This is a genomic window from Bacteroides stercorirosoris (assembly GCF_900142015.1).
GTDB lineage: Bacteria > Bacteroidota > Bacteroidia > Bacteroidales > Bacteroidaceae > Bacteroides > Bacteroides stercorirosoris.
In genome coordinates this window covers 30,243-54,171 of record NZ_FQZN01000017.1, presented here as the reverse complement: position 1 = coordinate 54,171, position 23,929 = coordinate 30,243, and the positions used below count along the sequence as shown (strand labels likewise).

The window sequence follows — 23,929 nt, the reverse complement described above, 5'->3', positions numbered from 1 at the left end:
GACCCGGCAGGACATCCTTTCTGTCTTGATACGGAAGAAGCCGAATAAAATTCTATCAAAAGCTATTGTTTATGTCAGAAATCGCTAATTATTTCCTTTATAGAACCGAAGAGAGTGAAACGGGACTGCCCGCTAATTGTGTTGCTGATTTAAATCTGGATGATCTATTTGCAGAAATAGATTATTGCAATTCATCCATCGGTCGGCAATACCTGTATTACCTCTTGTTGTCGGACAAAGTTTCGGGCGTTGGAAAGCAGGAGGCTTTGCTCGGTTCACTGTCTGCAAATACGGAATTGCGCGATTTCTTGTCTAAGACCTTGAAGGAACTGAATAAGCCGGACGCTTACTCCATTGTATCCATCATTGAGGGGAACAATGTGGAGATTTCCCGTAAGGAGATGAAGATTATCAGCATTTGCCGTTTCCTGCCGTTCCTGTTTCTTGCTTTGACTTTGATTGCCCATTCAGGATATTTCCTGGCTCTGTTTGTCGTTGCTTTCATCACTAACGTCGTGTTGCACTATCGCTGCAAGCCGAAGATACAGGGATACTTTTTCTCAATTCCCCAATTGTTTAAAATGATAAGGCAGGCTGAACGGTTGGCGCAGAAGCGGGAGTTTGCGTCTGTGATCCCAGGTATATCTGATGATTTGAAGGAGGTGGAAGGGCTGAAAAAGTATATTTCCTACTTCCGTTTCAATATGACGCTGGATAATGATATGGCTATTCTGTTCTATATTGTAGCCGAACTTGCCCGGATATTCTTTCTTCATGAAGCTTATGCAGTGGGGAAAACTTTCAAACTATTCAAAGAGAAGTCTGCTGCCATTCATGGCATCTACCAGTTTATTGGCTTTTTAGATACCCTCTTTTCAGTCTCCATATTGAGGGAGAATTTACCTTATTATTGTCTGCCGGGAGAGAACAAGGCGGGTGAGAGGCTGCGTATCCGGTCTGTTTATCATCCTCTGATAGAGAATTGTGTTTCGAACGACCTTGTCCTGCACGGAAAGTCGGCACTGATAACCGGTTCGAATATGGCAGGAAAAACCTGTTTCATGCGGACAATAGGAGTGAACCTGTTGGCTGCAAAAGCACTCCATACCTGTTTTGCAGAGACTTTTGAAGCGGACCTGCAAATGTCATTGCTGTCTTCCATCCATCAGGGAGATAACCTGATGGAAAATAAGAGCTATTTTATGCAGGAAGTGACGACCATCAAAGAATTCATAGATAAAAGCGACAATGGTAACCATTTGTTCCTGCTCGATGAACTTTTTCGTGGAACAAACACTAAAGAGCGGATAGCCATAGCCAAGTCTGTACTGTCATGGCTGGTGAAAAACGGTAATTTAGTCTTTGTCTCCACACACGACCTTGAACTGGCGGATATGCTGGAACAGGAGTATGAATTGTATTATTTCAGCGAGTCTGTGAAAGAGGGTGTCTTGTCCTTCGACTATAAATTGAAGAAAGGCATAGCGACCGAACATAATGCGATTAAGATATTGGAACTTTGTGAGTATCCTGCCGGACTGATTCGGGAGGCTCACTCACTAATCTCCTCACATACCTCCATCTTCATTCCCCGATAAACGACTACTATTTTGTGCAGGGTCGTCGTACCTATTGCTTTTTGTACCGTTTCACTGGCAGCATAGCGTTCGGCTTGTGTGATAGCTTCCCGACGGAGTTGCTCCACTTTTTCATTGCTATCCTTCCCTTTGGCATATTTCAGTTCGATGATATAGGAATGAAGCATGTCTTTGTAGATTTCCAGCAAAGGGAACATGAAGATGTCGGCATACCCCTCTTGATTGTCCTGCTCGGAAATGGGGCGGTAGAAGCGGTTTTGTGCGGTCATGGCGAGGGTGAATCCATGCACGTATGCTTCCCCCTTTTGCCTGTCTCGCTGAGAAGAGTAGCGGTGCAGGCATTCGGCGATATAGTCGAAATAGGCTTTCCAGTCGCCACGATAGGCCATTGCGGAAGCGAGTTTTCCTTTCTCCCAGTTGTCAAAACGAAGATTGGCTTCATTGTAGGTATCGAGCAGGTAGCTGTACAGTTGTTCACGCACTACTTGATTCGGAATAGTCAGCAGTGTCTCTCCTTGTTTAGTTCCGCTGATGGTCAACATGCCAAAATAGAACAGCAGGCTGACGAAGTTGTCCGGTTCTGCAATCGCTTCGGCTGGGAAGCCTGTTTTCAGCTCACCAGTGACGTATCCTTGTTGTACCAATGTCTGGATGGTAGAGGCATCGTGGGCAAATTCTTTGTCTTTACGGATAAGCATCCGTAGCTTGTTATAATCTACACGGATATTTTCTTCTATCATATTGCGGGGCATATTTCCCTCGTTGCGGATGTAATTGTCTACAAAGTAAAGCACCATATTGGAGTTGTACATTGTAGTGCTTCCATAGCTTTTTTCGGCAAAGCAGTAATTATCATACCAAGGCTTCATCGCTTCTATCAGTTCGTCGGTGGAGTGGTGGAACTCGCAGGTAGTGGCATAATAATCCAACATCGCCCGCACTTCCTCTTCGGTGAATCCGGTCATTTCATTAAATTCCGGAGAAAGCGAATAGTTGGTGCCGATGTTGAAACCACTGGTCAGGTCGTCCATCGTGACGGGGCTGACACCTGTCACAAAGCAACGTTTGATAGTGGAATAGGTGCCAGCCTTTACCGTATCGAAGAAACTGCGTAGATAACCTGTTCCGTGTGTCTCGCTCTTATAGTCTTCCAGGCAGGAAGGTTCAGACAATATCTTGTTTGTAAAGTGATCGTACTCATCGATGAACAGATAAATCTGCTGATTGGTCTTGACGCATTCTTTGTATAGATAGTCCAATTGCTCTACAGCTCCCTTCTTCTTATTCATTTCTTCTTTTATTCCTTCAGGCAGATATTGGGCATAAATGTCGCAGAAGAAGTTGAATTCAGTGTTGCAGTGTGCGTCCAATGATTGTCGGTAGCTTTTCAATTCAGCGTTTACCACAGCGAAGTTCAGATAAATAATGAGATATGAATTCCGTTCGGAAGTGGGATGCTTGCCTATATAAAGGTCGCCATACCATTTTTCAAACTTGTCCGCTTCCAGAATATTATAGTAATGGTGGAGCATGGAAATAGTCAGACTCTTGCCGAATCTGCGTGGACGGATATAAAAGAAATACTTGTTCGCATTCTCTATAAGGGGGATATAATGCGTCTTGTCCACATAGTAACAATCGTCTTCACGGACATCAATAAAGTTCATCATTCCGTAAGGAATGCGTTTACGCTTTGCTGGCTGGATCATAACTCTTTTATTTTCTCACAAAAATAAGAATAAAAAACGAACCTTGATGGATGGAAGCCATATAAATGATATTTGGCGTGACCGAAAAAAGTAAAGGCAGGGAAAAGCGGATATTTATCCGTCTTTCTCTGCCTTTACAGTTAGAATCGGTTCGTTTACTTCTTTGCTTCGTCGGCCAGTGAGTGCACTTTGCCTTTGAGGTCATTTGCTTTTCCGGCAATGGCGGAAGTTTCGTCGGCTACTCTGTCCGCTACTCTTTCTCCGGCATACAATGCCTTTTCTTTAGCAGCTTCCAGCAAGTCTTCGGTATGTCCTTCAATTCTGTGCAGGGCATCGCATACTTCTGCTTTCATTTTTTTAGCTCTTGAACTGCGGGCAAAACCGTATGCCAGCGCTCCTAAGATTGAACCTACTCCCAGTCCAATCAGAAAATGAGAATCTTTACAAGTCATAATTTAAAAGGTTTAATGGTTAAAAACTAAATTACTTTCTATTATTGCACAGACAACAGAAGGCGCGGGGCATTGGTTCAACGGCGGAGAAGAGAATTACTACTATTTCACACTTCGTAAATTCTGATAAAGAGCGCTCTTTTACCAGCTCTACGATGAATGCTTGGTTCCCCGTAGAGTTTCCCCCTGTTTTTCTACGATGAACGCCCCATTCATCGTAGAGGAAAAACAGAGGTGTTTTTCTTGTTATTTAAATAAAGGTAAGCGGTTCAGCATATTTCTGATTTTGATTGCAATGCGGGGCATGGGCTCGGCTACGGTCAGGCCGACTAAATCATACTTGGCGGCTATATCATTAATCACCCGTATCACTTCCTCGGTCTTCATCCCGTCAGGTTCAACGCCTACTCCTGCAATCATGTCGGCAGGATCTATCACGTCCAGGTCGAAGTGGATGACGACTTTGGAAACTCTTGTTCCTTTCAGCCACTCCATGATGGCGGTGCTATGTTCCGCCACGTATTTGGGAGCCAGACCTTTTATGCCTAATTCCTTTTGCCTTGCTTGCATACCTTCGTCCCACGAACGTAAACCTACAATCAATGTTTTGGACACATCGAATTTACCGGGTAGCATATTGATAATCTCTTCATCACCCATACCCAGACAGGCTGTGAGGGCCATTGCGTGATAACCTTTGTATGCATCGTAAGGCAGGTTGATGTCAGGATGTGCATCTATCCAGACTACGGCTATATCGTCAGGATATTTAGCCGCCAGGTAAGTGAACGGGACAACGCTCACCGAGCATTCCCCGCCGAGGGTGATAATCCGGTCCGGATTGTTTTCATTAAGTATATCGAGTGCTGCTTTGCTTTGTTTTACGATGACATTGCGGGCGCTGATGCCTTTCTCTATGGCCCGGTCGTTTATGTCCAGTGAAACCGGAACTTCCACAGTCTTCTGGTTGCTTTCGGGAGCCAGCAGGTTTAAGAGTTGTGCGCCTAAATAATAGCCTCTGGAAGAGTCTTCCGCAGGAATATCAGGCATCCAGTGATCTACAATTCCACCTTGCCATTGCGGGTAAATCAGGCGGAGAGGAGTCGTTTCATTCTTCATATCTTTACTGTTTTTTTGTGCATACATTGAAGTGGCTCCAATGATTAATGCGATGGATGCTAAAAAGCTTCTCATTTTTTTAGGTACAAAAATAGGAAGCCCTTCGGTTTTATACAAGTACGGCTAAATTATTCATATAGTGATAAATTTATCCCTATGGATGAGTTGTTACATGAGATATAGAGTATGAGGGTACAATATAATAAAGAAACACCCCATTACATCTATGATAATGTAGTGGGGCGATTTGGCTATATATTACCAGAATAAATCCAAGTTTAAATGGAGCGGTTCGTCCTGTTCTCAACAATGATACCAGGCAGCCTGCCTAAATGTTTTATATTATCTGTGACTATTGTTAAATGATTAAGGATGGCTGCACAACCTATTAATATATCAAAATCATCAATTAGTTTTCCTTCTCTCCTTAAATCCGCTTTAATATCTCCGAATAAAGGTAATGTTTCGGAAACAGGAATTACTTTAAAGTGGTCAACCACAAAAGCAACGTCTTTTAAACGTTCTTCTTTATTGTTACTGAAGGATGCACCGAAATAAAGTTCTCCAAGCGTTATTTCGGATACATAACAGTTTTCCGGTTTTACTTTCAATATTGCTTCACGAACACCATGTTGGTTTTTAAGCATGGAGATACAAATATTAGTATCTAATAAATAGCCTTTGGTCTTCATCAGAAATTATTCATTTTTCTGGTTTTATTGCTAGTCCTGCTTTCTCTGATGTATTTCATTTCCTCTTCTACCGAAATACTATCTTCCCATGCACCAGACAATGCACTAAAGAAGTTTTCGGAATTAGGTGTCTTTTTTGCAGGATGAGCTACCTTTTCTTTTAAAGACTCAGACAATTTGCTGATTAAATCCAATTTAATATCCGGGCTTAGCGGAGCTAATAACTTCATATACCACTCCGTGGGATTTAATGACAGTTCCATAATATGTTCTCCTTTCTTTATGCAAAAGTACTGTATTTCATGTAATAAACAAGGGCGAACTGAAAATAGTTTGCTGTCTTTTTCAAGTAATAAAACGAATATAACATTTAGTCATGAAGACAGGGTGATTTTGAAGATAATGACGAAATGTATCATTATGGTTTTTATCTTTCTTCCAATATTCCTATTTTTGTGCAAAACTTGAGTATATGTATAAGAAGAAAATTCCTTTTGATATTGATTGTGGCATCAAGATTACCATGGAGGTGATTGGCGGGAAGTGGAAATCCTGCATCATTCAGGAACTGGTTACAGGTCCTAAGCGTCCCAGTGAACTACATCGTTTGTTTACCGATGCAAGTCCGCGGGTGATAAACCAGCAATTAAAGGAATTGGAAATGCATGGAATGATACAGAAGAAAATATTTACGGAACTTCCGCCCCATTCGGAGTACTCCATCACTGAGACCGGAAGAACTTTAATTCCCATAATTGAACTGCTTGAAGCATGGGGAGATGATTTCCGACCGAGGATGAAGGAGATTCTGGAGATAGAATAGGGGAGGCTTGCTGAAAGGCTGTAGAAGATGCCTCAATCAAACTGCACCTCCCAGTTCTCGTCCTGATAAGCAGCGAAGCACATGGCAATCTGTTCTTTGCTGTTCTTTTCTTCCGCTAACTCCGGTATCTCATCCAGAGAGAAATATCTGCTTTCAGTCGTTTCGATGTTACTTTGAAAACTTCCGCCTGTTACTTCACACAGTACAAAAGCCTTGCAAACATTATATGCGTATGGCGGTATGTTGTGCAGATTCCTGTCCTGCACAGCAATCAGGCGGACTGCTTTCACATCTAATCCCGCTTCCTCCTTTACTTCTTTCTCTGTATTGGTCCTGATGGTCTGGTTCACATCCACCCAACCACCCGGCAAAGACCATACACCGGCCTTTTCTTTTACCAGGAGAATTTTATCATCTTTGAAGATGGCAGCCCGTGTGTCCAGTTTGGGTGTCTGAAAGCCTGTTTCGTTGCAGAACAAGCCTTTCACTTTTTCTACTGGCAGGTCGCTCTGGTGGCTCATTATCTCTGCTGATATTTCGCGGATACGTTCGAAACGTTCAAGGTCGAAAGGGTCTTTGGAATAGGTCAGTCCGGCTTGAGCTATGAACTGGAGTTCTTTGGCCCATTCGAGCCAGAGAGGGGCGTTGTTCTCTTTCATTGGATATTGGGATTTAAAGAATCATATACTATCTTGGATATACGGGCGATGATGGCTGCATTTTCCCGGTCGGTTTCCTGCGATTCCATGACGAGGACGGTGATATAATATTTCCGTCCGTCCGGAAGGATAATGAAGCCTGCATCGTTGTCGGCGGTTTTCACGCCTTCGGGTGTTCTGTCGGAAGAACCGGTTTTGTGTCCGACGATAACATCAGGAGGCAATTGTCCTTTCAGTTTGTCCGTACCTGTGGAAGTCTCTTTCAGGATTTGCCATAAGAAATCTTTGTATCCGGCGGCAAACAGTGTTTGCTTGTCGGCTATATTCAGTAATCTGACTACTGCCTCCGGAGTGCTCCAGTTTTGATACTGGGTTGCCACATCCTGGTGCATAAGGTCTTCATTAGCTGCCAGATTAAAGTCTTTCAAACCTAATGATTTTATGTAGCTATTTACTTTATCTATACCACCGACGTAGTCAATGAGTACATCGCAGGCATTGTTATCGCTCAATGATATACTGTATTTTAACAGCTCTCCCAGGGATATGCCGAAATTCCGGTCGGGGAATTTCTGTCTCAACGGGCTGTACGTGTTGGGTAGCATCTGGGCTGCTTTTATTTCCATGATGCTGTCTAAACTTACGTGCCCCTTATCCATTTTGTCTAAAACGGCCAGTGCCACATGGAACTTGAAGACGCTGAACAGGGGGAAATGAATCTGATTGTTATGGAGTGCAATGATTGTATCATTAGCTAATACGGCAACGCCGACAGTTGCCTTTTTATCTTTCAGGACTTGCCCGATTTGCTGTTCCAGTTCTTTCTGTTGGTTCCGTTTGGTGGCATTACAGGCACTGAATAAAGAGGTCAGTAACATGCAGACTAAAAAGGTGCTCACTTTCATGGTTAATATAAATCTTAAATTGTAATTATCTTCTCGTTAGCTTTTAGGTATTGGGTAAGAGGCTCTCCCATATATCGTACGGATACTCCAAGCTTAGTTAAGGTTTCTGTTACTCCAAAGCGGTCGCAACAGTCTTTACAGGCTTCAACGGTTACTCCTGTATGTAGCATTTCTAATATTTCGGTTTGCACTTGCGTGTCATTTCCCGCCAGTTTGGCTGCAGCTCCCCAAATTATGACATTCACTTTATCCCACCATTTTCTATTTAAGGAATTGATGGCATACATTGATAACATATTGAAGACTGTGTCTTTGTTATCCGTTGTCCAAAGGATGTTAAGTTTATCGTTCATGGATTATTATAATATGAATGTGAAATAGATTTTTATCTTATCGCTCAAAGGTACGATAATTTTGAGACTTTTTTATAGCACAACTCGATTCTTATCAGGCGTGCAGCAAATTCAACTCCTTTGCTACCCGGCAGGCTTCAATGGAGTTACTCACTTGCAGCTTTTCCAGAATATTCTGCCGGTGCCGGTTCACGGTGTTTATGCTGATTGATAATATACGGGCGATGTCTTTACTCATTTTCCCTTTATCAATTAGTTGCAGGACTTCTTTTTCCCTGTCGGACAGCAGGTCGTTGCAGCTTTGCTTTTCCAATTCCAAGACTTGCCCGTTGGTGGAGTTGATGATGATGCAGTTCAGAGAGGTATCTATGGAAAAGTTGTAGAGGCAGAGGGCCAGCCATACACTGCCGTTTGAGTCGTTGGCTATGTAGAATATCCGGTGCAGAATGTGCACATACCTGCCGGAATTATCCCGCATACGCATGTTGTGCGTGAGGTAATAGTCCCGGCGTTTCCGGCTTGGGATGCTTTTCAGGAAATGGAAGAAGCGGAGTTCCTGCAAATGCTTTTCCAGTAAATCGTCCGGGTGCATCAGGCCGAATATTTCTTCTTCCCATATCGAATGAACCGTCTTGCTGGTGTCCCGTTCTGCCAGTCCGAGTTTTTCCGCTACCCCGCCATAATAGATGTAGCTGGTGTTTGTTTTCATATCGCTCAATACGGCTATGGCATTCTCGGTGCGCGCATACATGGAGGCGATGTGCTTATACTCATCCAGATGTTCCGTCAGTTTCCGTTCTTTCGCGAACGTTTGTTTCAGCAATTCTTCATTCAGTTTATCTATGATATCCATGGTGCGTGAGGGGGCGAAAAATGGTTATTAATCAGTATTGCCTGTTTGCCTGCAAGCCTTTACCTTTGCAAAGGTAAGGAAAACAGATTGTTATTTCATCAAAATAAGGAAATTATGGAGACTGAAAAGGAAAAGGCGAAGGCCGGAAAGTTGTATGATGCCAATAGTGATGCGGAACTTTTGGCGGAGAGAGACGTCTGCAAGGAGAGATGCTATGAGCTGAACCGCCTGCGTCCTTCGCAGAAGAAGGAACGGGAAGACATAATCCGCGCATTGTTTGGCAGGACGGGAAAGTCTTTTCTGATAGAACAGCCGTTCTATTGTGATTACGGTTACAATATCGAAATAGGAGAGAACTTTTACTCAAATGTGAATTGCGTCATTCTGGATGGTGCGAAGGTGACATTCGGTGATAACGTGTTTGTTGCGCCGAACTGCGGTTTCTATACGGCCGGTCATGCGCTGGATGCGGAACAAAGAACCCGGGGGCTTGAATATGCTTATCCCATTACGGTGGGGAATAATGTGTGGATTGGTGCACAGGTATGTGTGCTGCCGGGAGTGACAATCGGTGATAATACGATTATCGGTGCAGGAAGCGTCGTCACCAAGAGCATTCCTGCCAATGTGCTGGCGGTTGGAAATCCCTGCCGGGTGGTTCGTCAGATAACGGAGGCGGACAAGATGAAGTATGGTGCCGAATAGACAAGAATAACGATTAATTAAAATAACACGGAAAATGAAGAAATTACTTTTTGGCCTGTTGATGGCTATTGTGGCGCAAACTTCTTTTGCGCAGACGTTAGAGAAAATGCAATGGTTTAATGAACCCGAACAGTGGGAGATAAAAGATAAAACCCTTTCGATGTTTGTCACTCCGCAAAGCGATTACTGGCGCATCTCCCATTATGGTTTTACGGTAGATGACGCTCCTTTCTATTATTCGGTTTATGGTGGCGAGTTCGAGGCGAAGGTGAAGATAACAGGTGATTATAAAGCGCGTTTCGACCAGGCGGGACTAATGCTCCGCATCGACCATGAGAACTATATCAAAGCAGGTATAGAGTTTGTGGACGGAAAGTTTAATCTGAGTACAGTAGTCACCCATAAGACAAGTGATTGGAGTGTGATTACTCTGGATAAGCCGGTTCCATATATCTGGATTAAGGCAGTCCGTCGTCTGGATGCGGTTGAAATCTTCTATTCCTTTGATGATAAGACGTATATAATGATGCGCAATGCATGGTTACAAGACAATATTTCCGTTAAGGTAGGGTTGATGGCAGCCTGCCCGGACGGAGACGGATTTAAGGTTAAGTTTGAGAATTTTAAGGTGAAGCATCTGCCTGATATGCGCAGGTTGGATTGGTTGAAGAAGAATGCGGAATAACACGCTGTGTTTATGCCACTTCAGGTAATAGAACATAGAGTGGCTGTCCGGTCAGGAACAGCTACTCTTTGTGTTTTCTGATGGTATACTCCTTTCCGCAACCGGAACAGATGCCTGTGTGCACACAAATAGTTCCTCCGCACGGGCATCCCCATCGTTCTGCTTCCAATTGCAGGAACTTTTCCATACCTTCTTTTCGTATGAGGGCTAAATTTCCCATCAGCGACTCCACCATGGGATAAGTGTTGGCATACCAGATTTCTTTATCCGTCATTTCGCTACAAGGGAATTGTGGGCACTGGTCGCAAAAGCGGTCGGGTAGTGTTTGGCGAATATTGCAAACGGAGATTTTACAGTGATTGGCGCAATAGTCGGATTTTGTTTCGTTGGGACCCAGACAACCGGTGCAGGGATTCTCTTTTCGTAAGGTTTCGTGGCAGATGCCGCAATTAAGTCCGCAGGGGGCAATCATATTTTCCTTGAACATAGTACCAGGTGTTTGTTAATGTTGCAAAGATACGGAAAAATAGAGTGTAACGAAGAATCTTTCTTTATTTAAGTAAAAAGAAAGATTCTTCGTTACACTCTATTTTTTTAATATCCTATGGTAAACCGTTCCTTATGATGTTTTTCCTGTTCCAGCTCGTCCACCATCGCTACGGCAAAGTCTTCGACAGATATGTTGCTGTCTCCGTTGGCATCCACCACCAGGTCGTCTTTTCCGATGCGGAACCTTGCGGTGCGCTGGCCGGGTGTCATGTTGGCGGCGGGGGAGAGGAATATCCAGTCGATGTCTTTTTCCTTGCGGAGCGTGTTCAGGTAGAATTCGCCTAAGGACTTAATACCGGGCAGAAGCTGTGCGGGCACATCATCAGCATCCATCACCATCTTGCCGGGGGCATAGAACAGGGTTCCGGCACCTCCTACAATGAGCAGACGCTTCACGCTGGCTTGTTTCGCGCTTTCCACTATCAGGGGATAGTTCTTCAAGGTGTCTTCGTATATATGGGGATTCTTCCAGCCGGGGTTATAGGCGCTGATTACGGCGTCTTTTCCTTTGCCGGCCTCTTTCAGGGCATCCGTGTCGGTGACGTCGGCTTCGACGATTGTCAGGTTCGGGTTGCTGACGGTCATTTTCTTGGCATCGCGCACGATGGCGGTTACTTTATGGCCTCTGTTCAGCAATTCGTTCAGGATGGCGGTTCCAACGAAACCACTTGCTCCTATCAATACTACATTCTTCATGTTGTTCGTTTTTTTAGGGTTTATATGATAACAACCGTCTTTCCGTGAAAGAAGTTTTACGAACGACGTTCTTTTAGGGAATGTTTAATCTTCTAAGTACTGATACTTGTCGAAAAAGGAAAAATAGGAGCGTGGAAGTGATTTTCGCATATTTCGGGTCGGTTATCAGCCGTAAAGTCCGTATGTTTGCATGCTGAACAAGAATAAATCGAAAAACGTGTATGACGGTGATGGACAGGATTCTGATACAACATTATCAATCCCCGTGTGGAGAGTTGATACTTGGTTCTTTCGGAGATAAGCTCTGTATGTGCGACTGGGTGGATGAGAAGCGCAGAGGCATCATTGACAAGAGGATGCAGGATGGACTGCATGCCGGTTATGAAACAGGTAGTTCGGAAGTGACGGCGCAAGCCGTTACCCAACTGGATGAATACTTTGCGGGCAAACGGACTACGTTCAGTGTGCCGCTACTCTTTGTAGGGACGGAGTTTCAGAAGTCTGTGTGGTATGAGCTGTTGAATATTCCCTATGGGACGACGGTATCGTATGGAGAACTGTCCCGGAAGTTGGGGAATCCCAAGGCTGTCCGTGCCGTGGCGGCATCGAATGGGGCGAATCCTATTTCCATATTTGTGCCTTGCCACCGTGTCATCGGCAGTAATCGCAAGTTGACGGGATATGGCGGGGGGCTTCCTGCCAAACAGTTCTTGCTGGAACTGGAGATATCGGCGGTGTCTTTGCTGTGATTCTTTTATTAATAAGGCTTTGCCATAATCCCTTTTGCTAAATGAAACAACAACAAGAATTGAATTACGAACGCATTGCTGCTGCCATCCGCTTTATCAAAGAGAACAGGCAGGAACAGCCCCGGTTGGAGACGATAGCCGGGCATGTGAATATGAGTCCGGCTCATTTCCAACGGATGTTTCAGGAGTGGGCGGGGATAAGTCCGAAGAGTTTCCTGCAATATCTGAATGTGGAATATGCCAAGCGTATTCTGAAACAGACGCATGCTTCACTTTTCGATACTGCCTGTGAGGTTGGTTTGTCGGGGACGGGACGTCTGTATGATTTGTTTGTTAACATCGAGGGGATGACGCCGGGGGAATATAAAAACGGTGGTCAGGCGCTTCGTATCAATTATTCTTTTGCCGAAACTCCGTTCGGCTGGGTGATGGTTGCTTCTACTGATAAGGGTATTTGCCATCTCGCTTTTGTGGATGAAGGGGAGGAGGAGGCGCTCGGTTCTTTGAAACAGCTTTTTCCAAATGCTGCCTATACGCAGTGCCTCGACCGGAAACAGGAGGATGCTCTCTCTGTCTTTTATCGGGACTGGAGTAAACCGGACGAAATAAAACTGCACTTAAAAGGCACTTCCTTCCAGTTGAAAGTATGGGAGACGTTATTGAAAATTCCGGCGGGCGGTTTGACTACTTATGCCGACCTGGCAACAAAATCGGGACACGAAGGAGCTTGCAGAGCCGTAGGGACGGCTATCGGGAGGAATCCGGTTGCGTTTCTGATACCTTGCCATCGCGTGATAAAAGCTACAGGGGACATAGGGAATTACCATTGGGGGGAGGTACGGAAGGAGGCGATTATCGGTTGGGAGGCGGCGTACTTTCTTTTGCCTTGATGCAAAAGAAAGATACCAAAGAAAAAATCAAGGCTGCACTTCCGGTGCTACTCCGACACTGCCATGCACAGACGGGGCTCGAACTCGCTACGCTCAGACAATCGCCCCTTACCTGCGCCTGACAGTGCCTCCGCTGACGCCCCTACAGTGAGGCCGGGAGACCTGCGGCGTGGGGGCAAGATGTGTACATTGGGTACAAGATGTGAGTATTAAATATGAAGTGTAAGTATTGGGTATGAGATGCGTGCATGAAGTGCGGTATATAGAAATAGAATATGATATGCATACCTATCATAATTATTGCGCAGCCACCTGCATCGCGCAGCCTTCGGGCATAGACGTAGGTGCTATCAGGCGCAGGTAAGGGGCGATTGTCTGAGCGTAGCGAGTTCGAGCCCCGTCTGTGCATGGCAGTGCCGGAGTAGCACCGGAGACTCAGCCCGGGCCCTTTCTTTTTTATACTTTTTCTTTCGGGCAAGCGAAAGAAAAAGTATAAGCCTTTTGCAACCCGGTTGCACCCTCCATCCCTTACCTTTGCACCGGACAAAATAATAAGATATAAGATTATGGAAACAAAATGTCAGTGTGGTTGTGCACATACACATACTTCTCCGCAGAGCAAAGAGAAAGAGCAATCTATGATTCGTAAGATAGGAGCTCCGGTGCTATCAGGTATATTCCTTATCACGGGTATCATCTTCCAGCATCAGGCGTGGACATGGTTCAGCCATCCGGTGGTTGAATTCTGCTGGTTCCTGCTGGGCTTCCTGCCCGTGGGACTTCCTGTGATGCGCGAAGCATGGGAGGGCATCTTGCGGAAAGACTGGTTCAATGAATTCTCCCTGATGGCCTTAGCTTCCCTCGGAGCATTCTATATCGGAGAATATCCGGAAGCGCTTGCCGTGATGCTACTCTATACCCTGGGAGAGATGTTGCAGGATAAAGCCGTGAACCAGGCTACCCGTAATATCCGCGGCCTGCTCGATGTGCGCCCCGAACGGGTGGATGTATATCGTGAAAACACGCTCCGCACAGTCTCTCCCCGTGACGTTAATGTGGGAGAAACCATTGAAGTAAAACCCGGCGAACGTGTCCCTCTGGACGGAACTCTGCAAAACCCGCAGGCCGTTTTCGATACTTCAGCGCTGACCGGGGAGAGCATGCCCCGCAATGTTTCCGCAGGCGGTGATGTCCTTGCCGGTATGATTGTCAGCGGACAGGCAGTGCGCATACTGGTGACGAAACCTTACGACCACAGTACGCTGGCACGCATCCTCAACCTTGTGCAGGACGCAGCAGAGCGCAAAGCGCCTGCCGAACTGTTTATCCGCCGGTTTGCCCGCATCTATACACCGATAGTCGTGCTTCTGGCTGTCCTGATAGTAGCCCTTCCCGCACTTGTTGCGGCGGTGCATCCGGGCTTCGACTATGTGTTCAACGATTGGCTCTATCGTGGGCTGGTGTTCCTCGTAATATCCTGCCCGTGCGCACTGATTATCAGCATCCCGTTGGGCTATTTCGGAGGCATCGGGGCGGCTTCCCGTATGGGTATCCTGTTTAAGGGAAGCAATTATCTGGATGCCATCACCCGCGTGAATGCCATCGTCTTCGACAAAACAGGTACGCTGACCACCGGCAGTTTCCGCGTGACGTCCATACAGGCGGCCGGTCTGCCGGAAGATGAATTGCTGCGCCTGGTACTGTCCGTAGAAAGGAAGAGCACCCATCCTGTGGCACAAGCCGTTGTCCGCTTCGCAGCCGAACGGGGTGTGGAACCTCTGGAAGTAACTACATTGAATGAACTGGCAGGCTATGGTCTGGAGGCCGAAGTAGGAAGCCGCAAAGTCCTTGTCGGCAACATCCGCCTATTGAAGGACCGCAAGATATCCGTACCCGGAGAACTGACGGACTGTGTAGCCACTGTCGTAGTCTGTGCCGTCGACGGGCGGTATGCCGGTTGCCTGCTGCTTTCGGACACTCTGAAGGAGGATGCCACGGATGCTATAAAAAAATTAAAGGCTTTAAAAATAGATAATATTCAAATGTTATCTGGTGATAAACAGGAGATTGTTGATATCTTTGCCGCAGAATTGGGCATTGACAAGGCTTACGGTGACCTGCTTCCCGAAGATAAAGCCGTCCATCTGGAACAGCTCAATTCTGCCCCGGACGTGTCCGTAGCCTTTGTGGGCGATGGTATGAATGACGCTCCCGTACTGGCTCTCAGTGATGTGGGGATTGCGATGGGAGGGCTGGGTTCGGATGCCGCCATCGAAAGTGCGGATGTGGTTATCCAGACCGACCAACCGTCGCGGGTGGCGACAGCCATTTCCATCGGACGGGCCACAAGACGGATTGTGATGCAAAATATTATCGGTGCCATCACCGTGAAAATATTGGTTCTGATTGCGGGTGCCTTTGGCTTTGCCACGCTATGGGCGGCGGTGTTTGCCGATGTCGGAGTGGCTTTGCTGGTTGTTCTCAATTCGGTCCGCATATTAGGTAAGAAGTTCTGAGTAGTATGAAAGACGTATATCTACATAAATTGTCCCTTCGGGATATCAAACCTACAGCGATGAGGCTGTTGATTCTCCGCACCATGATGGAGATGAGGCGGGCTGTGTCCATGGCAGATTTGGAAGAGAAACTCGATACGGTTGATAAATCCACTATTTTCCGGACACTGACCCTGTTCCTTTCCCACCACCTGATACATGGTGTGGACGATGGAAGCGGTTCGTTGAAGTATGCCGTTTGCGAAGACTGCTGCATGTGTACGGTAGAAGACCAGCACATGCACTTCTATTGCGAGCGTTGCCATAAGACCTATTGCATCCGGAGTGTGCACGCCCCGTCAGTCACGCTTCCGGAGGGATTCATGCAGACGGGAATTAATTATGTAATCAAAGGGATTTGCGCCGACTGCGCAGTCCATAAGAAAATAGACACAGACGATTGAGCGTATGAGACATTTCTATATATGTCTCCTCTTGTTAGGCTTTCTGTCAGCATCTGCCCTGGCAAGCGGAGATAAAGGAACAAAGGATATATATACGGAACAGTATATCACGGACATCTATATGGATGAGCCGAAACGCGCGTTGCAACTGCTGGACGAAGCTGAAACAAAGCAGGCGTTGCCCATATACATGGTGGATGATTTGCGTAGCATGGTCTACTCATACCTGTATCAGGACAAATCGGCATTCCACTATGCCCGCCGGGCCTATGTACATGATTCTATCTCCGGGAACCACCCTGACCACTTGTTGAAGATGACCATAACCCTGGCCGACATCTCCCATACCCTGAGCGAATATAAGGAGAGCAACCGTTACGCGGTTGAAGGGCTGGAATTGGCACGCAGGCTCGACGACCGGCAGTCGGAATGTAAGTTACTCTTCTGTATGGGCGAGAACAAATGGATGCTGTCATTGAAAGAGGAAGGGTATGAGCTTTTCGATAAGGCAATCGCCCTGCTGGATGGCAGGAAAGATAAACTGAGCAAGTCGATGCTTTCCTATTTCTATGGGGTGAAGATGGGATACCTGATTAACGACAACCGGCTGGAAGACGCCTTGCAGGTAGGTTTGCAGCGTGAGAAGCTGTTGGACGGAATGAAAGGCAATCCGGAAGTGCGTGAGGCTTTCCTCGACCAGCAATACGGATATGTCTATTCCAAATTGTCCCGCATCTGCCATTTGCTGGGAGATGTGGAACGTGGGAAGGAGTATCATAAAAAATACCAGTCCACTCATGCCTATAACACTCCTGCCGGTAAGCGCGATGCCACCCCGTACCTGCTCGTAACCAAGCAGTACCAGGCCGTACTCGACCATTGCCGCGACTTCAAGGAGCTGATGCGCCGGCAAGATACCTTGAATATCCAGTACGTCGGCGTTCTGCAACGGGAGATAGACGCTTATCTTGCCTTGAAAGACTATGAGAAAGTCGCCGCACTGCGTGCTTCCATCCTGTCTATAACGGACAGCATCTACCGGCGTGATAAAACCAATGTCGCGCTGGAACTGGACAACCTTTACGAAGTGAACGAGAAGGAAGCCCGCATTGCGGAACAGGCTTTCCAGCTTACCATACGTACCATTACGTTAGTCTTCATCCTCTGCATTTCGTTGTTATCACTGTTCTTCCTGTGGCGTATGTGGGTGCAGAACCGCAAAATCAAGCGTAAGAACCAGGTGCTGGTGGAGCGCATCAACGAGCAGATGTCCATGCAGACGGAGATGAACCGCTTGCGGGCTGATGCCGAGAGAGTGTCGGAAGACCAGCCTTTCCCGGAGACGGAGCAGACAGAACCGGAAGCATCCGACGGCAATGAAGAGGAAGCCCAGATGAACAAGATAATCTTTGGCAAGCTGGATTATATTATCAAACGGGATAACCTGTATTTGTCCGCCGACATATCGAGAGAAGAACTTGCCCGGATGGTCAAGATGAACAATACCCGTTTTGCCCGGATGATAAAAGAGAATACGGACACCAATCTGAACGGGTATCTCAATAATCTCCGCTTGAATTATGCCATGCATTTATTGAAGGAACATCCTGAATATACATTGCGTGCCATTGCCGAAGCGTCAGGCATCAACAGTATGCCTACTTTCCACCAATTGTTCAAGGCAAGGACGGGAATGACTCCTTCCGAGTTTAAGAATGCAGAGAAAGAATTGGAAAGGTAATACTTTGTATATCAATGATATATTACTTTTTTTAATACATTTGGAGACAATTCTTTATATGTATGACATACTGTATATCAGTTATTTTTGCGATATTTTATTCCTTTGCAAAATAATAACGGCAAAAATCTGTATATACAATGTTTATATTGTGTCTAACCATTCAAATTGCTTTTGTTGTTTCAATTGTAGCGATAGTCTATTATTTCCGATTGTATAAACTTCATGGCATATCAGTAAAAGAGTGGGAAGAAATGAAGGAAGACAATTTCCTGATGCGGGAGTTGCTGAATAATCTTCCTATTCCGACTACGGTGAAGGACATCAAGGATAACTGTAACTATCTCTTTTGGAACAAGAAATCTGAAGATTTATATAGTGTCTCTCAGGACGACCTGATCGGGAAGAACGCAAGTGTTCTGCCTCCCGAAATTTGTTCTGCCTTTCAACAGACAGACCGGGAAACGATACGTTCCGGCCAATCGAACACCTTTCAGCATCTGATATTGGCTGATGGGTGCGAACATGTATTGAATATGTATAAGCAGTTGTTGTACTACAAGGGCGAGCCCCGCTGGCTGATTAGTGCGGCGGTGGACGTTACGGAAGCAACAGAAAAGCGGTGCCAGTTGGAACAATTGGATATTCAGCATCGCTTGCTGTTGAAAGCTACCGGTATGAAGCTGTGGACATGGGATTTGCGGCGCAAAGAGATTACCTGGAAAAGAGGCGGTGAAGGTGGAACGGATAGAATAGTCGATGCCGACGAACATCTGCAGTTTATCCTGCCGGAACACAGGGAGAACATCCACCGGGCATTGGACAGACTTAAACGAAAGGAAACGGACTTCTTTGACGAGGAATTCTTGCTTCGGGATGAAGACGGCACTCTTTCGTGGAGAGAAATCTATGGCGCCGTATATCAGTATGATGAAGATGGCGAACCGGTTGTCCTGGTGGGGGGAACTCTGATGATTGACAAGAGAAAGGCACTGGAGCAGGACTTGCGGGAAGCAAAAGAGAAAGCGGAAGAAGCCAACAGGTTGAAGTCTGCCTTTATTGCCAATATGAGCCACGAGATACGTACTCCGTTGAATTCTATCGTCGGTTTCTCAAGCGTACTGACTATGACGGACGACATGGAAGAGAAAAAGGAATATAATCAGTTGATACAGCATAACAATGCACTCTTGTTGAAGGTGGTGGACGATGTTCTGGAGCTTTCGAAGTTGGAGGCGGGAGACTTTAAACTGTATCCTGCATGGTTCTGTCTGTCGGACCTCGTTGTGGAAAGTGCTGCCAAGTGCAGGATGAAGGCCGACGGAAAGCTGGATGTCCGGGTGGATAAACCGGAGCAGGATTATATGGTGGAACTTGACGCTCAGTATGTCAAACGGATATTGAGTAACTTCCTGTCGAACGCTCTGAAAAACACTCAAAGCGGCCATATTGATATAGCGTACAGCATGGTAGATGAGGGTGTCAAGATTAGTGTGAAAGATACAGGCTGCGGTATTCCGCAAGATAAACTTCCGTTGGTTTTCGACCGTTTCGAGAAAGTAGACTCTTTTGTGCAAGGGGTCGGGTTAGGGTTGCCCATTTGCAAGTCTATAGCAGAGAACATGGGCGGAACCATCGGGGTGATTTCGGAAGTGGGTGTCGGTACTACGTTTTGGGTTACATTGCCTTGTGCTACGGCACCCACTCCTCAATTACAAAGTGAAGTGTTAGTCGACAACCTCTATTCCTAACCCCGTCAGCAGTCCTTCCAGCCCGTAGCGGGAGAACCGGGCTTTCTTCAGGCGGTTGGCGGCAGGGTTCAGGGCGTAGTTGCGGGCGGTGCTGAAATCGGCTTTTTCCAGGTTGGTGTGGTGGAAGGAGGCGTAGCAGAGGTCACACTCGGTGAACTTGGCTTCGGGGAGTTGCGTCTCCATGAAGTCGGCATTTTGCAGGTCGCAGCGGATGAAGCGGGTGCCTTTCAGCTTCATTTCGGTGAAAAGGGCATAGGAGAGGAGGCAGTTGCGGAACTCCACGGACAGGCCGAAGCGGTTGCTGAGGGTGAAGTTGATGCCTGTCATCTTGCAGTCGGTGAAGAGGACGTCCAGCCAGGAGGTGTTGCTGGCTTTCACCAGTGACAGGTTGCATTCTTTGAAGGTGCATCTCTCAAAGATAACTCTGCCGATGCTCTGGCCGGAGAAGTTGCATTTGTCGAAGGTACATTCGTAGTAGTTGGGTTCCAGTTCGTCGATGGCGAAATCGACTTTTTCGATGATTTGGTTTTCCATATGGTGGGGTTGAAATTGGTCTTGTTCAGCCTCTTGAAGAGGGGTTATTTGTTGCTGTTGTTGCCTATTTCGTCAAAGTCTACCCATTCCAGATAAGGGTCGATGAGGGTGCGGTCGGTCACCCGGTTGTTTTGCTCACGACTGTATTCGGGGATGAAGCGCACTTTTGTATCAGTGATTTGCTGGGGACTGACTTCTTCGGGAGTGTCTACTCCCTGATTCTCCGATTGACAAGTGAGATAAAATGTTCCTACACCTTTCAACCGTACCGACCGACCTGCACTCATCAGTTCGCCCAACACTTCACCCAGATTTACGAGTACCGCATAGGTATCTCCCGGACTTACCGTTGACATAAGCGACAGTCGTTTTGCCACATCATCTGTTGTAGCAGGGCGACCTTTGGTTATTGCTCTCGGATACCACTTTCCATGTATTTTTTGTTTTTTGTAGAAAGCCATGTTGATTTCTCCTTTCTTTATGGTTTAATAGCCTTGATGCTACGACTGAGCGAGACTTATCTATATCTTTAATATATCATCAATACGGATGATGCCTACCATCAATACGGATGATGCCTATCATCAATACGGATGATGACTATCATCAATGCGGATGATGCCTATCATCAATACGGATGATGCCTACCATCAATGCGGATGATGATATGCCAAGTCGCAAAGATAGCATAACTAATCCGTAACCTTTGCATGGCAAAGGCATAATCTCAAATGAGCATGAAAAAAATATCATATTCGTCCTTCTCCTGTTTTTTTGATGGTTTATTGTATAAATCTATCTCTTATTCAAGCTATTTGTTTATCTTTGCAGGGGTAGATTAAGAAACAGAAAACAACGACATGGGAAGATTTATCAATCCGTTTACCGATTACGGCTTTAAGAAAATATTCGGTCAGGAGATATCAAAGGACTTACTGATAGATTTCTTAAATGACTTATTGAAGGGCGAGCGGGTGATTACTGACCTGACCTTTCTGAACAACGAACAACTGCCGGAGTGGGAGGATGCCCGTGCGCTGATTTATGATATTCATTGCACCACAGACACGGGAGAGAAGATCATTGTTGAGATGCAGAATAAGTCTCAGGCCTATTTCAGGGAACGCGCCTTGTTTTACCTGTCGCATGCTGTTACCCGTCAGGGGCAGAGAGGTGACTGGATGTTCGACATCAAGGCTGTATATGGTGTGTTCTTCATGAACTTTTTGCTCAAGGATAATGTTAAGTTACGTACCGACATCATTCTTGCCGACCGTGAAACAGGCCAGTTATTCAGCGACAAGATGCGCCCCATTTTTATCGCTCTGCCGGTGTTTGATAAAGAAGAAGAGAAATGTGAAAATGATTTTGAACGTTGGATTTATGTGCTGAAGAATATGGAGACACTAAAACGAATGCCTTTTAAGGCCCGCAAGGCAGTCTTCGAGAAGCTTGAAGAAATTGCCGATGTATCTTCTCTAAACGAAGAGGAGAATGAACTTTATTGGCGAAGCGTAAACGCGTATCGCACGCATTTGTCAGTATTGGAAGCGTCAAGACTGGAAGGACGTGAAGAAGGACGAGAAGAGGGACGTGCTGAAGGACGTGAGGAAGGTAGTATAGAAAAATGTTTTTCTATAGCTCGTAATTTAAAGCAACTTGGCACTTCTGCCGATTTAATATCAAAGGCTACCGGTTTGACTCCCGAAGAGATTGCGGGCTTATGATCTTTGTGAAACCGATAGCAGTAGTCTTGTATATTTAATTTCTTGCCTTGAACACCGGCTCTATTTTCTGTATCTCCGACTCAAAGCCGAACCAATATCCCCGGTTTTCTTCCTCGCCGATCGGCAGGAAACAAAGCCGGAGGTTCTCCCTGTATTCTCCATACAGCACTTCCCAATGTCCGGGAGGAACTTGCCGCTTGGTCTTTACCCGTTCTGCCGGGAGCTTCTTCAGCGACATGCCCGCCTCTATCCAGGCGATGCTTGCTTCCGACTGATATTCGGGATAATGCCGCTTGCAGAACTCATACAGGATGAGGCCCCGTTTTTCCAGACTCATCGGCTGGTCTATCAATCCTATCCGTATCAGATGTTCCAGAAAATCGTGCAGGAACGTTTCGTTATCCAAAATTAGTCTTCGGGTTATACCTTGCCAGGCAGGAGCATTATAAAATCCATCCAGCAGGCGCGAAAGTTGCCGCGCGGTTTGCAGTTCGTCCACATTGATTTCGCGGGTTTGCAGCACCTCGTAGGGTGGGAACGGGGAATATTGTATGCCCAGTTCTTCCGCCCTGCGGCGCATTTCCGTGCCGGGAAGCAGTTTCAGGGACTCCAGTTGTATTTCTCCGGCGCCATATTCCGCCAATACGCGGATGTCCTCGAATATCTCCGAAAGGTGATAGAGCGGGAGTCCGGCAATCAGGTCGGCATGCGTTTCCATGTTGGGGAGGGCACACAGGAATTTCAGTCCTTCCAGCGCATCCGACAGTCGGCCCATCCGTCGGCTTTGCACAAGCACCGGCTCGCGCAGGCTTTGTATGCCGGCTTCCAGATGCAGCAACCCTTCGGGCAGGCGCTTTAACTCCTCTTTCACCTCTTCGGAAAGTAGGGCAGGGTGCATTTCCAGGTGGAAACGTATATCGGGGGCGAATTCAAGGAACAGTTCCAACAGCTCCTTTGCCCGGCGGGTATTATAATTGAAAGTACGGTCGAGCACACGCACGTTCTTTATTCCGTGTCGGTGGATGATTTGCAGCCGTTCGCGGATTGCCTCGATGGACAGGGTGCGCACGGGTTTTTCTCCACCACTGACGCAGAAGGCGCAGGTGTTGAAGCAGCCCCGTGTGGTTTCCAGTTGCACGAAAGGCTTGCTCCAGTTGAAGAAACGGCTTTTCTCGGGGGGAATGAGGTGATGGAAGTCCAGCACGCGGGCGATGCCGTTGTCGATGTAATTTCCGTGGGAGTCGAGGTAGCAGAGTCCGAGGATATTCTTCCATTCCGCCGGATTGTTGCGGTGGGTTATCCATTGCGGGAACACCTCTTCGCCTTCTCCCCTGAACACGCAACTGACAAACGGATTACTGCGCAGGAAGAATTCGTTGTCCCCCAGAAATTCCGGTCCGCCCAATACGATGCAGCATTGGGGCAGTAGGGCTTTTACTCTTGAAATGATGTGCAACAGTTGCTCGTGGTTGAACAACCAGACGGTGGCGGCAAGCAGGTCGGGACGGCGGCGGTAGACTTCGCCCGCTACCATGCCCACATTCTCGTTGATGGTGGCGGATACGATGTCCCATTCGATGGCGTCGTCGTCGGCTATCTGTGCATGCAGTGCGGGAAGTGCCAGTGAGGAGTGGGCGTATGAACTGTTCAGGTCGAGCCAGAGTAACTTCATTTTATATAGGGTTGGGTTTACAAAAACGATTGCAAAGATAGTGAATGTATTTCTATTTGCTCTCTTTCTGTGCCCCCAATCCTTCGTCCCACCTGTATCCGGTGTACT

The 23,929-nt window shown here is 46.6% G+C and carries 25 protein-coding genes; 11 read left to right on the top strand and 14 right to left on the bottom strand.

The features are described 5' to 3' along the window. Nucleotides 1-71: 71 nt before the first annotated feature. The gene (locus BUC01_RS13740; RefSeq protein ID WP_025834398.1) at nucleotides 72-1,598 is read left to right on the top strand and encodes a MutS-related protein; all 1,527 of its coding nucleotides are present in this window, start codon (nucleotides 72-74) and stop codon (nucleotides 1,596-1,598) included. Here BUC01_RS13740 and BUC01_RS13735 read toward each other — a convergent pair. The 5 genes from BUC01_RS13735 to BUC01_RS13715 all read right to left on the bottom strand — a co-directional run bounded on the left by BUC01_RS13735 (nucleotide 1,553) and on the right by BUC01_RS13715 (nucleotide 5,833). Next, a complete protein-coding gene (locus BUC01_RS13735; RefSeq protein WP_073313984.1) occupies nucleotides 1,553-3,307 on the bottom strand; it encodes an ATP-binding protein in 1,755 nt (584 codons plus the stop codon). The two genes, BUC01_RS13740 and BUC01_RS13735, sit on opposite strands and share 46 nt — an antisense overlap. A 155-nt stretch (nucleotides 3,308-3,462) precedes the next feature. After that, complete coding sequence (locus BUC01_RS13730) at nucleotides 3,463-3,759, bottom strand: YtxH domain-containing protein (protein ID WP_025834397.1); 297 nt, start codon at nucleotides 3,757-3,759, stop codon at nucleotides 3,463-3,465. Nucleotides 3,760-4,005: 246 nt separating this feature from the next. Further along, the gene (locus BUC01_RS13725; RefSeq protein ID WP_394363909.1) at nucleotides 4,006-4,905 is read right to left on the bottom strand and encodes an arginase family protein; all 900 of its coding nucleotides are present in this window, start codon (nucleotides 4,903-4,905) and stop codon (nucleotides 4,006-4,008) included. A gap of 251 nt (nucleotides 4,906-5,156) precedes the next feature. Continuing rightward, nucleotides 5,157-5,570, bottom strand: a complete 414-nt coding sequence (locus BUC01_RS13720) for a type II toxin-antitoxin system VapC family toxin (RefSeq protein WP_025834395.1) — start codon at nucleotides 5,568-5,570, stop codon at nucleotides 5,157-5,159. Continuing rightward, nucleotides 5,570-5,833, bottom strand: coding sequence for a hypothetical protein (locus tag BUC01_RS13715; RefSeq protein WP_025834394.1), 264 nt, complete (start codon nucleotides 5,831-5,833; stop codon nucleotides 5,570-5,572). Before BUC01_RS13715 ends, BUC01_RS13720 begins: the two co-directional genes overlap by 1 nt. 209 nt (nucleotides 5,834-6,042) lie before the next feature. Here BUC01_RS13715 and BUC01_RS13710 point away from each other — a divergent pair, with 209 nt between their 5' ends. After that, the gene (locus BUC01_RS13710) at nucleotides 6,043-6,393 is read left to right on the top strand and encodes a winged helix-turn-helix transcriptional regulator (protein WP_025834393.1); all 351 of its coding nucleotides are present in this window, start codon (nucleotides 6,043-6,045) and stop codon (nucleotides 6,391-6,393) included. Nucleotides 6,394-6,425: 32 nt separating this feature from the next. On the opposite strand, the gene BUC01_RS13705 is transcribed toward BUC01_RS13710, so the two are convergent. From BUC01_RS13705 to BUC01_RS13690, 4 genes are all read right to left on the bottom strand, one after another. Continuing rightward, the gene (locus BUC01_RS13705) at nucleotides 6,426-7,052 is read right to left on the bottom strand and encodes an NUDIX hydrolase N-terminal domain-containing protein (RefSeq protein WP_025834392.1); all 627 of its coding nucleotides are present in this window, start codon (nucleotides 7,050-7,052) and stop codon (nucleotides 6,426-6,428) included. After that, nucleotides 7,049-7,957: a class A beta-lactamase, subclass A2 gene (bla, locus tag BUC01_RS13700; RefSeq protein WP_025834390.1), complete on the bottom strand. Its 909-nt coding sequence runs from the start codon at nucleotides 7,955-7,957 to the stop codon at nucleotides 7,049-7,051. Before bla ends, BUC01_RS13705 begins: the two co-directional genes overlap by 4 nt. Nucleotides 7,958-7,971: 14 nt before the next feature. Further along, a complete protein-coding gene (locus BUC01_RS13695) occupies nucleotides 7,972-8,310 on the bottom strand; it encodes a DsrE family protein (protein ID WP_025834388.1) in 339 nt (112 codons plus the stop codon). A 94-nt stretch (nucleotides 8,311-8,404) separates the two neighbouring features. After that, nucleotides 8,405-9,163 (bottom strand): response regulator transcription factor, encoded by a 759-nt coding sequence (locus BUC01_RS13690; RefSeq protein WP_025834386.1) that lies wholly within the window; start codon nucleotides 9,161-9,163, stop codon nucleotides 8,405-8,407. 114 nt (nucleotides 9,164-9,277) lie between these two features. On the opposite strand from BUC01_RS13690, the gene BUC01_RS13685 reads away from it, so the two are divergent. Then, nucleotides 9,278-9,868 carry a sugar O-acetyltransferase gene (locus BUC01_RS13685; RefSeq protein ID WP_025834385.1) on the top strand — a complete coding sequence of 197 codons (591 nt, stop codon included), beginning with the start codon at nucleotides 9,278-9,280 and terminating at the stop codon, nucleotides 9,866-9,868. 34 nt (nucleotides 9,869-9,902) lie between these two features. Further along, entirely contained in the window at nucleotides 9,903-10,553 is a 651-nt protein-coding gene (locus BUC01_RS13680; RefSeq protein WP_025834384.1) for a DUF1349 domain-containing protein, read from the top strand. A 61-nt stretch (nucleotides 10,554-10,614) separates the two neighbouring features. Here the strand turns inward: BUC01_RS13680 and BUC01_RS13675 are convergent, their stop codons facing one another. Together BUC01_RS13675 and BUC01_RS13670 are read right to left on the bottom strand one after the other, a co-directional pair. Further along, nucleotides 10,615-11,040, bottom strand: coding sequence for a DUF3795 domain-containing protein (locus tag BUC01_RS13675; protein WP_025834382.1), 426 nt, complete (start codon nucleotides 11,038-11,040; stop codon nucleotides 10,615-10,617). A 107-nt stretch (nucleotides 11,041-11,147) separates the two neighbouring features. Further along, nucleotides 11,148-11,798: an NAD(P)-dependent oxidoreductase gene (locus BUC01_RS13670; protein ID WP_025834380.1), complete on the bottom strand. Its 651-nt coding sequence runs from the start codon at nucleotides 11,796-11,798 to the stop codon at nucleotides 11,148-11,150. Nucleotides 11,799-12,028: 230 nt separating this feature from the next. Between BUC01_RS13670 and BUC01_RS13665 the strand changes: the two genes are divergently transcribed. The 6 genes from BUC01_RS13665 (at nucleotide 12,029) to BUC01_RS13640 (ending at nucleotide 19,888) form a co-directional block, all read left to right on the top strand. After that, nucleotides 12,029-12,547, top strand: a complete 519-nt coding sequence (locus BUC01_RS13665) for a methylated-DNA--[protein]-cysteine S-methyltransferase (protein WP_025834378.1) — start codon at nucleotides 12,029-12,031, stop codon at nucleotides 12,545-12,547. A gap of 41 nt (nucleotides 12,548-12,588) precedes the next feature. Beyond that, nucleotides 12,589-13,437 (top strand): methylated-DNA--[protein]-cysteine S-methyltransferase, encoded by an 849-nt coding sequence (locus BUC01_RS13660; protein WP_073313981.1) that lies wholly within the window; start codon nucleotides 12,589-12,591, stop codon nucleotides 13,435-13,437. Between the two features lie 566 nt (nucleotides 13,438-14,003). After that, the gene (locus tag BUC01_RS13655) at nucleotides 14,004-15,953 is read left to right on the top strand and encodes a heavy metal translocating P-type ATPase (RefSeq protein ID WP_073313979.1); all 1,950 of its coding nucleotides are present in this window, start codon (nucleotides 14,004-14,006) and stop codon (nucleotides 15,951-15,953) included. A 5-nt stretch (nucleotides 15,954-15,958) separates the two neighbouring features. Then, nucleotides 15,959-16,396: a Fur family transcriptional regulator gene (locus BUC01_RS13650; protein WP_025835936.1), complete on the top strand. Its 438-nt coding sequence runs from the start codon at nucleotides 15,959-15,961 to the stop codon at nucleotides 16,394-16,396. 4 nt (nucleotides 16,397-16,400) lie between these two features. Continuing rightward, the gene (locus tag BUC01_RS13645) at nucleotides 16,401-18,137 is read left to right on the top strand and encodes a helix-turn-helix domain-containing protein (protein ID WP_073313977.1); all 1,737 of its coding nucleotides are present in this window, start codon (nucleotides 16,401-16,403) and stop codon (nucleotides 18,135-18,137) included. 254 nt (nucleotides 18,138-18,391) lie between these two features. Continuing rightward, nucleotides 18,392-19,888 (top strand): PAS domain-containing sensor histidine kinase, encoded by a 1,497-nt coding sequence (locus tag BUC01_RS13640; RefSeq protein ID WP_025835934.1) that lies wholly within the window; start codon nucleotides 18,392-18,394, stop codon nucleotides 19,886-19,888. On the opposite strand, the gene BUC01_RS13635 is transcribed toward BUC01_RS13640, so the two are convergent. Both BUC01_RS13635 and BUC01_RS13630 read right to left on the bottom strand, forming a co-directional pair. Beyond that, nucleotides 19,865-20,422 carry a pentapeptide repeat-containing protein gene (locus tag BUC01_RS13635; RefSeq protein ID WP_025835932.1) on the bottom strand — a complete coding sequence of 186 codons (558 nt, stop codon included), beginning with the start codon at nucleotides 20,420-20,422 and terminating at the stop codon, nucleotides 19,865-19,867. The two genes, BUC01_RS13640 and BUC01_RS13635, sit on opposite strands and share 24 nt — an antisense overlap. 44 nt (nucleotides 20,423-20,466) lie before the next feature. Further along, nucleotides 20,467-20,883 carry an HU family DNA-binding protein gene (locus BUC01_RS13630; protein ID WP_025835930.1) on the bottom strand — a complete coding sequence of 139 codons (417 nt, stop codon included), beginning with the start codon at nucleotides 20,881-20,883 and terminating at the stop codon, nucleotides 20,467-20,469. A gap of 399 nt (nucleotides 20,884-21,282) precedes the next feature. Here BUC01_RS13630 and BUC01_RS13625 point away from each other — a divergent pair, with 399 nt between their 5' ends. Further along, the gene (locus BUC01_RS13625; RefSeq protein WP_025834448.1) at nucleotides 21,283-22,149 is read left to right on the top strand and encodes an Rpn family recombination-promoting nuclease/putative transposase; all 867 of its coding nucleotides are present in this window, start codon (nucleotides 21,283-21,285) and stop codon (nucleotides 22,147-22,149) included. Between the two features lie 34 nt (nucleotides 22,150-22,183). Here BUC01_RS13625 and BUC01_RS13620 read toward each other — a convergent pair whose 3' ends face one another. Then, entirely contained in the window at nucleotides 22,184-23,821 is a 1,638-nt protein-coding gene (locus BUC01_RS13620) for a B12-binding domain-containing radical SAM protein (protein WP_073313967.1), read from the bottom strand. Between the last annotated feature and the right edge of the window lie 108 nt (nucleotides 23,822-23,929).

Excerpts from the sequence above, each read along its gene's own strand:
- BUC01_RS13665 (WP_025834378.1), top strand. The coding sequence starts at position 12,029 with ATGGACAGGATTCTGATACAACATTATCAATCCCCGTGTGGAGAGTTG.
- BUC01_RS13715 (WP_025834394.1), bottom strand. The coding sequence starts at position 5,833 with ATGGAACTGTCATTAAATCCCACGGAGTGGTATATGAAGTTATTAGCT.
- BUC01_RS13655 (WP_073313979.1), top strand. The coding sequence starts at position 14,004 with ATGGAAACAAAATGTCAGTGTGGTTGTGCACATACACATACTTCTCCG.
- bla (WP_025834390.1), bottom strand. The coding sequence starts at position 7,957 with ATGAAAGTGAGCACCTTTTTAGTCTGCATGTTACTGACCTCTTTATTC.
- BUC01_RS13635 (WP_025835932.1), bottom strand. The coding sequence starts at position 20,422 with ATGGAAAACCAAATCATCGAAAAAGTCGATTTCGCCATCGACGAACTG.
- BUC01_RS13725 (WP_394363909.1), bottom strand. The coding sequence starts at position 4,905 with ATGTATGCACAAAAAAACAGTAAAGATATGAAGAATGAAACGACTCCT.
- BUC01_RS13660 (WP_073313981.1), top strand. The coding sequence starts at position 12,589 with ATGAAACAACAACAAGAATTGAATTACGAACGCATTGCTGCTGCCATC.
- BUC01_RS13645 (WP_073313977.1), top strand. The coding sequence starts at position 16,401 with ATGAGACATTTCTATATATGTCTCCTCTTGTTAGGCTTTCTGTCAGCA.
- BUC01_RS13685 (WP_025834385.1), top strand. The coding sequence starts at position 9,278 with ATGGAGACTGAAAAGGAAAAGGCGAAGGCCGGAAAGTTGTATGATGCC.
- BUC01_RS13720 (WP_025834395.1), bottom strand. The coding sequence starts at position 5,570 with ATGAAGACCAAAGGCTATTTATTAGATACTAATATTTGTATCTCCATG.
- BUC01_RS13695 (WP_025834388.1), bottom strand. The coding sequence starts at position 8,310 with ATGAACGATAAACTTAACATCCTTTGGACAACGGATAACAAAGACACA.
- BUC01_RS13640 (WP_025835934.1), top strand. The coding sequence starts at position 18,392 with ATGAAGGAAGACAATTTCCTGATGCGGGAGTTGCTGAATAATCTTCCT.
- BUC01_RS13705 (WP_025834392.1), bottom strand. The coding sequence starts at position 7,052 with ATGAAAGAGAACAACGCCCCTCTCTGGCTCGAATGGGCCAAAGAACTC.
- BUC01_RS13740 (WP_025834398.1), top strand. The coding sequence starts at position 72 with ATGTCAGAAATCGCTAATTATTTCCTTTATAGAACCGAAGAGAGTGAA.
- BUC01_RS13680 (WP_025834384.1), top strand. The coding sequence starts at position 9,903 with ATGAAGAAATTACTTTTTGGCCTGTTGATGGCTATTGTGGCGCAAACT.
- BUC01_RS13675 (WP_025834382.1), bottom strand. The coding sequence starts at position 11,040 with ATGTTCAAGGAAAATATGATTGCCCCCTGCGGACTTAATTGCGGCATC.
- BUC01_RS13625 (WP_025834448.1), top strand. The coding sequence starts at position 21,283 with ATGGGAAGATTTATCAATCCGTTTACCGATTACGGCTTTAAGAAAATA.
- BUC01_RS13650 (WP_025835936.1), top strand. The coding sequence starts at position 15,959 with ATGAAAGACGTATATCTACATAAATTGTCCCTTCGGGATATCAAACCT.
- BUC01_RS13620 (WP_073313967.1), bottom strand. The coding sequence starts at position 23,821 with ATGAAGTTACTCTGGCTCGACCTGAACAGTTCATACGCCCACTCCTCA.
- BUC01_RS13710 (WP_025834393.1), top strand. The coding sequence starts at position 6,043 with ATGTATAAGAAGAAAATTCCTTTTGATATTGATTGTGGCATCAAGATT.
- BUC01_RS13630 (WP_025835930.1), bottom strand. The coding sequence starts at position 20,883 with ATGGCTTTCTACAAAAAACAAAAAATACATGGAAAGTGGTATCCGAGA.
- BUC01_RS13735 (WP_073313984.1), bottom strand. The coding sequence starts at position 3,307 with ATGATCCAGCCAGCAAAGCGTAAACGCATTCCTTACGGAATGATGAAC.
- BUC01_RS13670 (WP_025834380.1), bottom strand. The coding sequence starts at position 11,798 with ATGAAGAATGTAGTATTGATAGGAGCAAGTGGTTTCGTTGGAACCGCC.
- BUC01_RS13690 (WP_025834386.1), bottom strand. The coding sequence starts at position 9,163 with ATGGATATCATAGATAAACTGAATGAAGAATTGCTGAAACAAACGTTC.
- BUC01_RS13730 (WP_025834397.1), bottom strand. The coding sequence starts at position 3,759 with ATGACTTGTAAAGATTCTCATTTTCTGATTGGACTGGGAGTAGGTTCA.